At 31.7% G+C, this 15075-nt stretch carries 13 protein-coding genes; all 13 read right to left on the bottom strand.

The features are described from left to right. Nucleotides 1–3815, bottom strand: a 3815-nt coding sequence (locus tag PKV21_05325) for a hypothetical protein (GenBank protein HOM26910.1), incomplete at its 3' end; no start/stop codon positions are given. 375 nt (nucleotides 3816–4190) lie between these two features. Next, nucleotides 4191–5138, bottom strand: a complete 948-nt coding sequence (locus PKV21_05320; protein HOM26909.1) for a hypothetical protein — start codon at nucleotides 5136–5138, stop codon at nucleotides 4191–4193. Between the two features lie 48 nt (nucleotides 5139–5186). Then, entirely contained in the window at nucleotides 5187–5720 is a 534-nt protein-coding gene (locus PKV21_05315; protein HOM26908.1) for a transposase, read from the bottom strand. 298 nt (nucleotides 5721–6018) lie between these two features. Next, on the bottom strand, nucleotides 6019–6876 hold the full coding sequence (gene panC / locus PKV21_05310; protein ID HOM26907.1) for a pantoate--beta-alanine ligase: 858 nt from the start codon (nucleotides 6874–6876) through the stop codon (nucleotides 6019–6021). A 117-nt stretch (nucleotides 6877–6993) separates the two neighbouring features. After that, nucleotides 6994–8028, bottom strand: a complete 1035-nt coding sequence (locus PKV21_05305) for an NAD(P)-dependent alcohol dehydrogenase (GenBank protein ID HOM26906.1) — start codon at nucleotides 8026–8028, stop codon at nucleotides 6994–6996. Nucleotides 8029–8078: 50 nt separating this feature from the next. Then, entirely contained in the window at nucleotides 8079–8705 is a 627-nt protein-coding gene (locus tag PKV21_05300; protein ID HOM26905.1) for a transposase, read from the bottom strand. 82 nt (nucleotides 8706–8787) lie between these two features. Then, nucleotides 8788–9126 (bottom strand): DUF4870 domain-containing protein, encoded by a 339-nt coding sequence (locus PKV21_05295; protein ID HOM26904.1) that lies wholly within the window; start codon nucleotides 9124–9126, stop codon nucleotides 8788–8790. Between the two features lie 82 nt (nucleotides 9127–9208). Then, on the bottom strand, nucleotides 9209–10567 hold the full coding sequence (locus tag PKV21_05290; GenBank protein HOM26903.1) for an MATE family efflux transporter: 1359 nt from the start codon (nucleotides 10565–10567) through the stop codon (nucleotides 9209–9211). Nucleotides 10568–10603: 36 nt separating this feature from the next. Continuing rightward, entirely contained in the window at nucleotides 10604–11605 is a 1002-nt protein-coding gene (locus PKV21_05285) for an SGNH/GDSL hydrolase family protein (GenBank protein ID HOM26902.1), read from the bottom strand. Nucleotides 11606–11618: 13 nt separating this feature from the next. Then, nucleotides 11619–12614, bottom strand: a complete 996-nt coding sequence (locus tag PKV21_05280) for an SGNH/GDSL hydrolase family protein (GenBank protein ID HOM26901.1) — start codon at nucleotides 12612–12614, stop codon at nucleotides 11619–11621. Between the two features lie 115 nt (nucleotides 12615–12729). Then, entirely contained in the window at nucleotides 12730–13536 is an 807-nt protein-coding gene (locus PKV21_05275; GenBank protein ID HOM26900.1) for a hypothetical protein, read from the bottom strand. Beyond that, entirely contained in the window at nucleotides 13533–14681 is a 1149-nt protein-coding gene (locus PKV21_05270) for a pyridoxal phosphate-dependent aminotransferase (GenBank protein ID HOM26899.1), read from the bottom strand. The genes PKV21_05275 and PKV21_05270 overlap by 4 nt, the downstream gene beginning before the upstream one ends. Before the next feature lie 20 nt (nucleotides 14682–14701). Then, nucleotides 14702–15075 (bottom strand): phosphoenolpyruvate carboxykinase domain-containing protein (locus PKV21_05265; GenBank protein ID HOM26898.1); only part of this gene is annotated, 374 nt, incomplete at its 5' end.

Here is a 15075-nt window from a genome sequence, read left to right as displayed (position 1 = left end):
GTAACATAAATTTTACTTGCACTTATATCAGGATAAATACTCCCAGAAACATGTTCAAGTGTACTCTGCGGTTTTACTGTATCCTCTGCTCCTACAATATAAACATTATAAAAATCACTATTCCCTGCATTATCTATACTCCAATAGTAAACTTTTGTAGTTCCCCCTGGAACTGTAAATGGCTCTGTATATTCATTTACATCTCCATTTTCACCACCATATTCATCTTCTGGAACTGGTTGACTGAATTTATAAAGTATCTTTTGCACTCCTGATAAAGAATCACTTGCATTTAATTGATATGTTCCCTGTCCTGTTGGTGTTATACTTGTAATTGGTTTTGTTGTATCTATTTTAACTGGATTTTCTTCATAAACAAGATATGGCTTAAACTGGTCTCCACTCTTATTCTCAAGATTGTCAACTGCTCTGTATGATAAGTAATATATTCCATCAACAAGGGTAATTTCCTTAGGTGCCTGTTTATCTGCTACATAATCAATAAAATCTGCTTCCTTTGGATCCTTAACAAGCGCAAACTGAAACTTTTTAATACCACTTCCTATTTCTCCTGTTGGTAATGGGTCAAGCCAATCGTTTTCATTGTTATAAATTATTTGTAATTTAACCTGTTCTTTATACCATCCTAAACTATTTTTTCCTGTGGAAGAAGTAATAACCAAATCAGGGTCAGGAACAGAATCATCACTTCTTAAATTACCTGTACCTTTTCCATCATATACAATCTTCCTTATTCCTCTTCCAGGGTCAACAATCTTATGATGGTTTTCCTCATTTCCAATATTATCTATAGCAAAATACTCAATTGAAGTCGTTCCAGAAGGCAAAGTAATATAACCTTCTAAATAATTTTTCCACTGTTCCCATTTATTACTTATCTGCCAGCCATCTGTTATCCCTTTACCTGTAAGTCCACTACCACCAACTATAACTAAATTTGTATCACTATCAACCAATTCAGAAAATACTCCATAAATTGTCTCTCTTACTCCAGTTGGTGAAATATCTGACCAACTACTATCAAATTGTAAAACAGTCCCATTCCTTCCTGAAACATAAATTTTTGAATCATCCCCGTTTATTGAATAAATCGGCAATCTTCTTTTATTATTCTTTATTGAAGGTATATTTGTTGAATTTAAATCCCATCTTGAATCATTATAATTATACTTTAAATACCCAATCTTTGAAAGAACTTCAATATCACCAAAAATATAAATATCGCTCTCATCTCCCCAAATGCTATATAAATCACCAGTTACAGGTGGAGTGTCTTTAGTCCAACTTGATCCATCATATTTTAAAATTGTTCCAGAAGCCCCAACTACATAAATATTACTACCATTCCCCCAAATTCCATAAAGATTAACAGATACACCTGAATCCTGAGTAATCCAACTTGTTCCTCCGGTGCTACTGTATAATATAGTCCCTCCAGTTCCTACAACCCATATTTCATTACCATTTACATAAATACCATATAAAGCAGGAAGATTTAAAGGAGAAAAACCAAGACCAAACCAATCAATCCCTATATCAATCCTTCCCCAACTTACTCCATCATATTTTATTACCCTTCCATTTTCTCCACATGCCCATATATTATCTTCAGAAGTCCCATAAATTCCATAAAGATTTGAAGTATCATCAAAACTCATAACATTCCATTTAACTCCATCTGAACTTTCAAGAATAACTCCTTTTTCTCCAACTGCATAATACTTTCCTCCAATCTTTTTAACCTGCCTTAAATCAACCAAAACATTCTCACTATCATAACTTATTCTATATTGAATTCCTGTTAAATCAGAAAGAACTCCACTTCCTAAATTATCAGATGTAAAATCAGAAAAGAAGAAATCATATCTTGGGTCATAATCAGGATTTCCAGGTAAAATTGTAAATGGTCTTTTATTAAGTTCAGTATCAAGTTCAGTTAAATCTGTAAGTTCAAAAATCTCATATAAAGAATCAACTGCATTTAAAGTTATAGATAATGGATTTAAAAACCTGTTATTCATTGATGCATAGTAAATATAATCAACATAATCATTTGGATAATTACTTGGTGGTGGACAATCCTCTGGTCTTGGAAAATTCTTATTATGTCTCCATTTATCTGTATAACTTCTCTCATAGGTCCCTATATCTTTAAACTGTTTTGGCATATAAGTTCCAGTAGGTTCTGCTGTTGTATCAGGTGGAACAGTATCAACATATAAACTAATTTGCTCTTCCCTTATAATATTTCCCTGAGTATCTTCCTCAATATACCACGGATTACCAACATATTGCTCACTTATATTTCCTGCTTTGTCCCATACTCTAACTTTAATTTTTTTTCCATAACTATTAAAGATAGGGAAGTAAATAGGATACTCTCTCTCAATTCCTATTGACTGAAGATATTTTTTAAAAACAACCCTTTCAACCTCCCCATTTCGATCTGTATCAAGAATATCAAGAGTATATACCCCTGTATCTTCCGTTAATGAAGGAAATTTAAAATCATCTATATTACTTTCATCAACTGTAAATGCAACAACTCCTTCAAGAACTCCACTTAAATTATCATCTGCAATTACATTAACAATAGGTGCTGACTTATACCAGTGAATATTATTTATAATTGGACCATCAGGAAGTTTATCAATCCTCAATCCTAATATCTGCGGTGGCGTAGTATCTACTTTTATAGTAAAGTCATCTTTAGTAGAATAATTAGAATAATTCCCATTATAACCTAAAATAGGTATTTGAGGGTCTGTTATTGAAGTTTGAGCATCATCAACAGCAATAACTTCTACATAAACGCTCTTCCCTTCAACATTAACTGTAATTGATAAATCAACTGATTGCTCTCCTGAATAAGTACGTATTTGCCATTCTTGTCCATTACTATCAACCACAAATCTATAAGCAACTGCCTTAATTCCAGCACAACTTCCATCAGATGCAACAGGGTCACTTATCCTTAAATTTAAAGTAGGATTTGTTTTATACCATCCTGATTTTTTTATCCAGATTACATGTCTCCCATTATTACCTTTTTCCGTATCAGGTATTATTCCATCATCAAGTTCAGGTGAAATATTGACCAAACTTATTGTAGGAGGAATATTATCAACTATTATATCACAAGTATCTTCTATTCCTGAACCTGTCTCATACACTTTAATTGTGTATCTTCCATCAGGAAAAGAATTTGTATCCCATGTAGTTTCAGTTGCAGTCCCTTCATATATTATAGTTCCAGAGATAGAAACTTGATAATTTTCATCTCCATTTGTAGTTCCACTAGGTTCCCATTTAATTTTTATCGTATCCCTACATTTTGCATCTTGTGTTGGAGAAGTAATTGTAATCCCTGTGATATGAGGAACTTGAAGTGAATTTGACCAATCCGTTGTTCTATTTCCATTTCCCAAATCATCTTTTGCCTGGTCCTCAACCACAACTTTTACAAACAAATAATTATATTGTCCTATATTTAAATCTGAAGTAAGAGTAAAACTTCCAGAATATGAACCATCATTATTTACTACTGGCGTTTCTGAAATAGTCAAATCTTTAATCTTTACAGCATTACTTGTATCAGTATCTGTATCTCCATATAACCATGCTTCCTTAACTATAACAGGTCCTGACAAATTATCGCTCCAACTTCCTGTATAACTAATTGTACTTCCAACCCTTACAGTCCCAAAAATTCTTATATCTGAATCTGGCGGAGTATTATCTATGGTGATGTTTACTTGATCAGATCCACCTTCATGGTCTATTATTCGCAACATAGCAGGACCATTGGGCTTTCCTTCTGTATTAAAATTAAAATAGGTGTTCGATCCACTACATAAAAAATCCCAAGTGGAACCTCCGTCTATAGAAATCTCTAATGTATAAGGAGGACTAGGAGGATTAGACTCCTCCCAAGTAACGCGATATATCCCTCTAATATGAGCACCACTCAAAGAATATGAAAAGTGAGGCTGACCAAAAACATTTAAACAAAATAAGAGGAAGAAAGAGAAAAGAAAAAATTTAAAAATTTTCAATTTAGCTCCTTTTTTGTATTAATTATATCACCAATTAAACTTTTGTCAATTTCCCTCCCCCACCTCGTAGGTGTCCTTTGGCAACTATTGTCTCTCAATATTTTTCATATCTAATTATCTCATATAAGAAGCAACAAGTAATATCTTATTTTTCTTTGCAATTTCAGAAGCAGATGGATGAATGTAAAACCCAAAAAGAACTTTTATTATATTCTTCTCTCCAAATTTCTCAATAAATAACATATTCTCACTTATAAATTTTTCAACATCCCTTTCATATATCCTTGATTTTGCCTCTCCGACAAGATAAATTTTCTTACTTCCCTTTTTTCCTTCAGCATAAAGATTAACCTCTATTTCCTTATTTTCTATTCGGAAAAATTTTCTCTCTATCTCTCCTATTTTTATTTTATAATGTCTCTCAAGATATCCAGGTAAAACAACTTTTGCAACATCTTCAATTCCAAATCCAATTGTATCTGAAAGTTTTGCTATCTCTATCTGTAAATTCCTCTGTGTCTCTTCTAACTTTCCCAACTTCTCTTCTGTCCTTCTCTGTGCCTCTGCTAATTTCTCCATCGCTTCTTCTAATCTACCCACTCTCTCCTCTGTCTTCCTTTGTGCCTCTGCTAATTTTTCTACCGCTTCTTCCAATCTACCCACTCTCTCCTCTGTCTTCCTTTGTGCCTCTGCTAATTTTTCTACTGCCTGCTCTAATCTCTCTACCACTTGTTCTAATCTACTTACTCTCTCTTCCGTCTTCCTCTGTGCCTCCGCCAATCTCTCTACCGCTTCTTCTAACCTTACCAACCTCTCTTCTGTCCTTATCTGTGCTTCCTCTAATCTTACCAACCTCTCCTCTGCTTTCCTCTGTGCCTCTGCTAATCTCTCAACCGCTTCCTCTAATCTTGTCAACCTCTCCTCTGCTTTCCTCTGTGCCTCTGTCAAATCTAAAACTGCCTTTCTCAATAACTCAAACTCCTCTCTTGTAACCTTTATATCCTTTACCTTATCCTCAACTATCGTTATTATCGCTTCATATAATTCTTTTGTAAGTTCCATTTTCAACCTCCTCCCACCTCGTAGGTGTCCTCGGGAAATCCTTGTCCCTCAAAGTGTTTCAAGTTTAATAAGTTCTTTAATTTTATGAATCTCTTTCTGATAATCAATATTGTCCTCCACAAATCTTTTATATTCAGATGAACTCATATCTATCAATTCTTCAAACTCACAAATTTTAAGTCCTCCGTCATAATTCAAATATTCCCTATATGAAGAAAATTTCCAATTCTCTGGCTTTTTCACTAATTCTGCAACAACAGGATTTAAATGATGATATCTTGTTAAATGTAATAACTGTTCCTGTGTCTCTATTAAAACATATTTAAACCTGCTTTCCCATAAAGGTCCTTTCCTATTATGTTTTAAATTAAAATATCTTGTATAACTATTTAATATATTTGCCATAAATTTTGAAATCCCGCCTTCCTTTTCCTCTCCAAGTGTAAAATGTAAATGTGTTGGCATTATACAATAACTCACTATAACAACAAGTTTATCTCCAAAATCCTCACTCATAAAATCCTTCACCTTTGAAAATTTATTTTTCCTCTCATATCTATAATACCAAATTATCTCCTGCATTCTCCTATAGTCCGACTCTTTCACAAATATTTTATACCCTGCTATACTCTTTGTAAAAACATGATAAAAATTTTCACTTTTCATCTTAAAAATATTATATCACATTTTTCCCGTTTAGACACCTACGAGGTGGCCTTGGGGAGATTAAAAGTTTTCATATCTCTCCCCCTTGTTTTAATTTTTCTTTTCATTTTTATATCTTACCTATTTATAAAACCAAGTCACAAGTCAACTTTTTCCCACCTTTACAAGTCAACTTTTTCCCACCTTTAAGGTGGGACTGGAAGTCGCCTGATTATCAAAGGTTTTCAAATCCATTTAATCTTATATTGTCAATCAACCTTACATTTCCTATTTTTACCGCACCAAGAACAATAACATCCTTTTCAATTTTTTCAACTGGCATAAGGTCAGATATTCTAACTATTTCAAGATACTGAATTTCTACATTTTCCTTCTCTATAATTTTTCTCCCCTCTTCAATTAACTTTTTACAATCATATATCTTTTCTTTTTTCACCATCTCTTCAATTCTTTTAAGTGCCCTGTATAAACAAGTCGCTCTTTCCCTTTCTTCCTCATTCAAATAAACATTTCTTGAACTTTCTGCAAGTCCATCATCTTCTCTTACTGTTTCACATCCTATTATTTCACATGGTAAATTCAAATCCTCAACCATCTTCTTTACAATAATCAGTTGCTGTGCATCCTTCCATCCAAAATAACTCTTATCCGGCTGAACTATATTGAGCAATTTAATAACAACCGTACAAACTCCCTTAAAATGACCCGGTCTAAATTTCCCTTCAAGTATTTCAGAATATTTTTCAACATAAACCCAAGTTTTAAAATCATAAGGGTACATCTCTTCAACTTCTGGAAAAAATACTAAATCCACCTTCTCCTCTTCAAGAATTTTCCTATCTCTCTCAAAATCTCTCGGGTATCTATCAAAATCTTCATTCGGTCCAAACTGTGTCGGATTAACAAAAATACTTACAGCAACAAAATCACATTCTTTTTTTGCTCTTCTTATCAATGAAATATGCCCTTTATGCAAATATCCCATCGTCGGTACAAATCCAATAACCTTACCCTCTTTTTTCGCCTTTCCTACAATCTTCCTTACTTGTTCAATTTTCTTTACTACTTCCATCCTTGCCTCCTTCCTCCCAACCTCCTCCTCTTCCCACCTTCTCCTCTGCCCACCTTTAAGGTGGACATTGGGAATCCTTGTCTTTCAACCTTTTTGAGACCTAATTTTACCCCTCCCTCATATATTGACAACACACTTTATAACTCCATCCCTGTATTCTGCAACAAGATTAAGTGCTTCTTCAATTTTTTCAAAAGGGAATCTATGCGTTATCATCTCTTTAAAAGGAAGTTCTGAATTCTTCATCAAATTTAAAGCAATCTCTGTACAGAAAGCACTCCTTCTTATATTTATAAGTTTAAGTTCCTTTCTTCTCATTATATGTGCTTCAAACTCAACTGTATCTTCAGTAGGAATTCCAACAAAAACACATTTTCCTCCAATCCTGCTTGTATGAATAACCTGCCTAAATGTCTCTCTTTTCCCTGCTGCTTCAAAAGAAATATCAACTCCTCTATTATTTGTGATTTTTTTCACAATTTCTGTAATATCATTCTTTTTAGCATCAACAGTATAATTAGCCCCTATCTTTTCTGCAAATTCAAGTCGCTCCTTTATCAAATCAGAAACAAAAATTCTATTTGCTCCACTTATTCTTGCTGAAAAAAGAATAGAAAGTCCAATCGGTCCTGCTCCAAGAATAGCAACATCATCTCCGGTTTCAATCTGACTTAATTTTACAGTATAAACTCCTATCGCAAGTGGCTCAGATAAAACTCCTTCTTCATATTCAAGCCCATCAGGTATTTTGATTAAATTTTCCTCAGGCATAACCATATATTCTCTGAAAGCACCATTTACCGGAGGAGTACCGAGAAATTTTACATTCGGACATATATTTGGCTTTCCCTTTATACAGAACTCACATTTCCCACAACTTATTCCAGGCTCAATTGCAACCTTATCTCCCTTCTTCAACTTTTTTACATTTTTTCCAACCTCAATAACCTCTCCACTTGCCTCATGTCCAACAATTATCTTATCCTTCACAATCTGGTCTCCAATTCTTCCTTCAAGAAAATAATGAACATCAGAACCACAAATCCCAACACATCTAACCCTTACAAGCACATCATCTTCTCTTTCAATCTCTGGATTTTTTTCTTCCTCTATAACTATTTTCTTTTTTCCAACAAGATACGCCACCTTCATTTTTCCTCCTCCCTCCCACCTTTAAGGTGGGCTTGGAAAACCTTTGTCTGTCAAGGATTTTCAGATTCAAATTTTACCAACCCTTTTATCCTGTGTAATTCCTTCTCGTAATCAATATAATCCTCTACAAATTCCCTATAACTTTTTGGATTTATTTCTATAATATCATCAAAATAGCATATTTTTAAAAAAATCTTTTCATTACCTAAATATTCCCTGTATGAAGAAAACTCCCAGTTTTCTGGTTTCTTCACTATGCCTGCGGTTGTCGGATTTAAATGTATATATCTTGTCAGATGGAGTAACTGTTCATCTGTTTCTACCAGTACCCTTTTATAACTACTTTCCCATAAATGTCCCTTTCTTTTATATTTTAAATTAAAGTATCTCGCATAACTGTTTAAAATATTACTCATAAATTGTGAAATTCCTTTTTCTTTTTTTTCTTCTAAAACAAGGTGTAAATGTGTAGGCATTATGCAGTAACATATTATTCTTACAACTGGCTCTCCTTTATTTTCTTTTTTTAAGTCAATAACTCTGGAAAATTTTGCCGTTCTTTCATCCATATAATACCAGATTGTCTCAACCATCCTCCTGTAATCAACCTTACTTTTAAAAACTTTATAGCCAGCAATACTTTTTGTAAATACATGAAACAAACTTCCCTCTTCCATTTATTCACTCCTATCTAACTGCCTTTCTCATTCCTTGTCCTGCCTTCATTTCCACATCCCACCTTAAAGGTGGACAAAAGGGTCATAGCGTTTTTGAATATTTCTCTGCATAATCGCCAATTACAGGAAGTTTAAAATACTCTCCTTTGAATGACTTAATAAGAAGCACAATCCATATCGCTGTTCCTGCAAGATAAACAAGAGGATGGAGAATTAAAGATAGAATTTTACCTATGAAAGGAATGAGAGAAACAATAGAGATGAAAATATAAATAACAGTTAAAACTCCACTAAAAATTATACTCTGCATAGCATTAAATCTTATATATTCACTTTTCTTTTCCGTTAAAAAAATAATAAGTCCTGAAATCCAACCAAAAAAATAAGCAAGAAAACTAACCATCTTTTCTCTATCTTCCATTCTCCCTCCTTTTTATCATTTTCTTTTTCTTCATTATCCTTCCTACTAATTCCCCACCTCATAAGGTGGGATTAAAATTATATCATAACAGAACAGGTGTCTCAATCACCTTAAGTTTCTTCCACTTTCCTTTTAAAAACCTTATAAAAAAACTGAACCCTATAACTATCACATATAACGTTGCAATAGACCAACCTATAAATATCCCTGAATTAAAAATGAAAGTACAGATATAAAGAGGAATAAGAAAAATAAAAATTGTGGCAAATAAAAAAACATTCATAATAAATTTTGTATCTCCTGCACCCCTCAGTCCAGAAAGAAAAATTACATTCATAGTATCAAAAATTGAGTAAAAAGCAACAAACCTCAAAAGTATAACTGTTAAATTCCTTACCTGCTCAAAATCACCTGTATAAACCCGCGGTCTAAAAAACTTAATATAGAAATCAGGAAATATAATATAGGTAAGAGCAATTGAACACATATATATAAAAGTAATCAAAAATCCAATATAAGTTATTTTTTCTCCTATCTCTGGTTTCCCTTTCCCAATATACTGACCAACAAGTATTGAAACACCTGTACCTATTCCTATCATCGGCATAAAAGCAACTGTATTTATATTAAAAGCGATATTTGAAGAAGAAAGAGGAATAACTCCAAGTTTACCTATTATAAGTAAAAAAATAGTCCAGACAGAAATATCAAGAAAAAAATGCATACCACTTGGAACACCGTATTTTAAAAGATTTTTAAAAAGTACTTTATTAAACCTGAAATTTTTAATCCCATACATTAAATTTTTTTTCTGAAAGATTAATAAAAGATAAACAAAAAATGAAAAATATCCAGAAATAACTGTAGCAATACCTGCACCTTTTATTCCCATCTCCGGAAATATCCATTTCCCGAAAATCAAAAGGTAATCAAAAATCAGATTTAAAGTTGTCTGGAGAAAACTGACAAAAAGAACAATATTTGTTTTCCCTCTTCCTGAAAAAAATGAAGATAAAGATGAAGAAGCAATTACAGAAAAAGCACCAACGCAGAGAATCTGAAAATAAATAACTTCATAACTTAAGACCTCTTTTTCATGAGCAAAAATTGAAAACATAAATGGAGTAAGTGGAATAAAAAGAAAATGTAAAATGCCACCTATAAGAGCCAGATATAAACCCTGCCATACAATTTCACCTGTTTTTTCATATGTTTCGGCTCCGTAGTACTGAGCAACAAAAGTATTCACAAAAGAGGCAGTTCCAACAAAAATACTTGTAGTTGTTAAATTTAAAAAACTTGCGGGTAATACTGCTGCAAGTGCTTTAACTGAATACCATGAAATAAACATTCTATCAACAAAATGCTGAATAGTCCATATACTTGAACTTATAATGAGGGGAAATGAAATAATTAAAAGTTCTTTCAAATATTTTCTCATAAAATTTACTTTTTTACACTGAACTATTTTTCTCTTTCAAACAACATATTTTTTCAGGATTGAAGCAAGATTGTATCCCATCTCCTCAAAACCCTGTGATGAAGGATGGACTCTATCTGTCATAAGGCCTCTTACATCTTTCAAAATTTTAAAACCTGAGATATGAATTACATTTTTCTTTTTTATCTGTTTTACTTTGTTTTTTACGATTTCCCTGAATTTTTTCTGTTTTTCCTGATTATCAAAGTCCATATAAAATGGAAATATATCAATAAAAAACAGATATTTTTCAGGATTCTCTTTTACTATCTTTTCAACAAAATAATCAACCCTTTTTTCAAACTGGTCAACTTCAAAACCACCAACCATATTTACTCCAAGTTCAAATACCCCAAATTCCCAGTCATCCCTTTCAGCAATATAATCAGCAATTTCTTTTTCAAGATGTGCTCCTCCCCCTAAACCAAGATTTATCGCATCCATACCGAGAATATATGCTGTCTTCGAAACATAAGTATAACTTGGAACAATTGAAAAACCACCATGAGTAATTGAAGAACCATAGGCAATAAATTTTTTATCAGGGACTTGATTTTTTTCAGGTGGATTAAATTCTCCTTCAATCTCCAGAATTCTTAAATCAACTAAATGAGGTAGTATAATTCTTACAACTTCAGGGTCAAACTTCAATCCTTTCTCTTTCTTTAATTCTTTTAATTTTTCAAGATTCTGTGGATATTGAATTTCAATTATACTTGGATTTTCACTTACAAAATACCATCTTTCAAAAAAATCCCCAAAATAAATCTCACATATTCCATTTCTCCAGACAACTTCTGTATCTGTTTTCATCACAATTTTTGCTTTCTGACTTTTCAATCTAAACCTTAATTCACACCCTGCAGGCATAATCGCTCTTGTTTTTGCATTATCATTCAGTTTAACCCTCACTCTTTCAGGAATTCTTGATAACTGAAGTCCGTTTTCTCTTTCAAAAATTTCCTCAACATTATAAAACTCAATATTTCTGTAAAGCATTTTTCCCTCCCTTTTAATCTACCAACCCATAACTTTTCATAATATTCGCAAGATTATAAGCCATTTCTTCCATACCAAAAGGTGAAGGATGAAGAATATCAAAGGTTAGCCCTTTTAAACTTTTTAAAATATCAAATCCTGAAATATGAATTACATTATCTTTATTTACCTCCTTAACTTTATTTTTTACAATCTCCCTGAATTTTTCCTGTTTTTCTTGGTTGTCAAAGTCCATATAAAAAGGAAATATATCTATGAAGAATAAATATTTGTCAGGTTTTTTATCAACAATCTTTTCAATAAAATAATCAACCCTCTTTTCAAATTCATCAACCTCAAAACCACCAACCATATTTATTCCGAGTTCAAAAGTTCCAAAATCCCAATCATCTCTTTCAGCAATATAATCAGCAATTTCTTTTTCAAGATGAGCGCCACCACCAAAACCAAGATTTATTAAGTCCACATTTAGTATCTGTGCTATTTTTGATGCATATGTTCCAGTTGGTCTTAATGATGTAGCTCCATGAGTAATTGAAGAACCATAGGCAAGATATTTAACCTTAGGGGTCTGATTTTTTCTTGGAAGTTCAAATTCTCCTCCTATATCAACAATTTTTGTGATAAGTAGATGTGGAAGTATAACTCTTACAAGTTTCGGGTCAAATTTTAAATTTTTTTCTTTTGAAAGTTTTGAAAGATATTCAATATTTTGAGGGTATCTTATTTCAATTTCAGTTGGTTCTCCTTTAATCAATCTCCAACTTTCAAAAAAATCACCAAAGAAAACTTCACAAATTCCATTTCCATTAATTCCTTTTAAGACAATTTTACATATTTCGCTTTTTAAATTAAATCTTATCTCACATCCTGAAGGATATAAAGAAGCATTTTTAGCATTGTCATTCAATTTACTTCTCAGTGTTTCAGGAATTCTCAATAACTGTAATCCATCATTATCTTCCCTTATTTCTTCTACATTATACAATTCAACATTTTTATAAATCATTTTTGCCTCCTTGGTTAAGTTATTATTTTAATAGGACAGATTTAAAGATGTCAAAAATTTTTATTTTACATTTCTTACTTACAAAAGGATAAATAAGTAGAGGTTTTTTAAAATATCAAGAGGTAAGTTTAGAAAGTGTTATATTTAGATTAAGTTTTATCTTTATTGTAAGGGTTTCTATTTTTTTTTCTTTTACATCAGGAGAGGGAGGAATTTCAAATTTTGTGTTAAGGTCAAGTAAAAAATTCCCGTTAAAATTACTTATCTCGCCTTCATCCTCATTAAAAACAAAACTTCCCTTAGAAGAATTTTTACCGTCAAATGTTATTTTCGTATCTTTGTCTTTCCTTGTTTCTTTTATTGTCTGTATTCCTGTTAAATGAATTAAACCTGAATTTCCTTTTTTCTCATATGAATAATTAAATTCAAGTGCACACATTGGAATTCCTGGAAAATTAAAAGCAGGTATCGTCTGTTTCCATTTTTTCCCAGAAGATAAATTTTCAGAGAAAACAGGAAGAAGTTTTAGAACCTGAGAAAGAGAAAGAATCCCTTTATTTGTCTCTGCCATTTCAATAATTTCACCATTATTTTTCATTTTTACTAAACTTGTTGATATAACAGAAGAAATTCCTGTTTCAATATTGGTTATATCTTCAAGTACCTGTTCATCAACTTTTACAATTGTTTTAAATGGAGTAATTTTAAGAATATATACTTCTTCTTCAATTCCAAGAGTTTCAATTTTTAAATTTCCTTTTGCAAAAACATTAAATTTTTCATTTGTTCCAGGATAATTTAAGTTGACATCTCCTTTCATTTGAAAAGTATAATTGAGTGGTTTTGACTGCTTGAATTTATATTCCTGAGAAAACAAAAAAAATGGACAAAACAAAAAAATTAAAATTGATATTTTTCTCATTTATTCTCCTTTACAAATTCATTTATTCTTTCAACTGCTTTTTTTAAATTCTCCATACTTGTAGCATAAGATATTCTTATATAATTGTCAACTCCAAATTCACATCCAGGAACTGTTGCAACAAGTTTTTCTTCAAGAAGTTTTTCGGCAAAGTCCTTTGAATCCATATTTTTAAAGTTCAAAAACATATAAAAAGCACCTTCTGGATAAGGAAATTTAATTTCTTCTGAAAGATTTTCAACAAGGAAATTTTTTCTTTTTTTAAATTCTTCAATCATATTTCTGTATAATTTTTCTCCTTCTTTTATTGCATAAATTGATGCTTTCTGGGATATTGTTGAAGGTGCAGAAGTTGTCTGTCCCTGTATTTTCCCAAAAGCATCGGCAAGGTATCTTTTTGATGCTGTGTATCCAATTCTCCAGCCAGTCATTGCAAATGTCTTTGAAACACCATTTACAACAACTGTCAACTCCTTTATTTCATCAGAAAGTGAAGCAATTGAAAAATATTCACTGTCAAATATAATTTTTTCATAAACTTCATCAGAAATACATAAAATTTTATTTGAAATAATTATTTCTGCAATTTCTTCAAGTTCTTTTTTATCATATACAATACCTGTTGGATTTGAAGGACTGTTTAAAATTATACCCTTTGTTTTTTTTGTGATTTTTTTCTTTAAGTCATCTATGTCTATTTTAAATTTTTCATTGAAATTACAGAAAACAGGAACTCCTCCGCATATAGAAACCATTGCAGGATAACTTACCCAGTAAGGAACAGGTATTATAATTTCATCTCCGGGATTTAAAATTGATAGAAAAATATTAAAAAGGGAATGTTTTGCTCCATTTGAAACAACAATTTCTTCAGGTTCATATTTAAGTTTATTCTCTTTTTCAAGTTTTTCACATATTGCTTCTCTTAATTCTTTTAATCCTTTTTCTTCTGTATATTTTGTATAACCTTCTTTCATCGCTTTTATTGCATATTCCTTAATCTCCTCAGGTGTATCAAAATCAGGTTCTCCAACAGTCAGATTTACAATATCAAGTCCTTTTGCCTTCATTTCTTTTGCCTTCTTATTCAATGCCATTGTTGCTGATGGTTTTAACAATTTTGCTCTTTCAGATAAAAGTTCCATACCTCCTCCATTTTTAATTTTTAAATAAATCTTTCAGGAGAAATATAATCACCAAATTTTTCCCTTGCCTTTATTAATCTTTCTTTCTGCTGATTTAAAACTTCAAAAACTTCATCAGGCGCTTCTTCAATTTTTTCTCTACAGAATTTTAAAACTCTTTCAATCTTCATTAAATTTTCTAGAACTCTTATTGTAAACTGTTCAATATAATCTTCTTTAGAATATTCTTTTTTCAAGACATCATTGAATAAAATTTTCAAGTCCTCATATATAGGGATAAAACCTGTTGGTGTTTCAATCGCCTTTACATCATTATGGATTCTTAATTCCATCCATTTTACCCAGACATGTTTATCCTTTCTTGAATTTAAGAAATCCCCTGTTTTCAATGACC

The sequence above is a fragment of the bacterium genome, from assembly GCA_035371905.1.
Lineage (GTDB): Bacteria > Ratteibacteria > UBA8468 > B48-G9 > JAFGKM01 > JAMWDI01.
The sequence above is the reverse complement of the archived record's forward strand: the minus strand, read 5'-3'. Positions and strand labels throughout refer to the sequence as shown.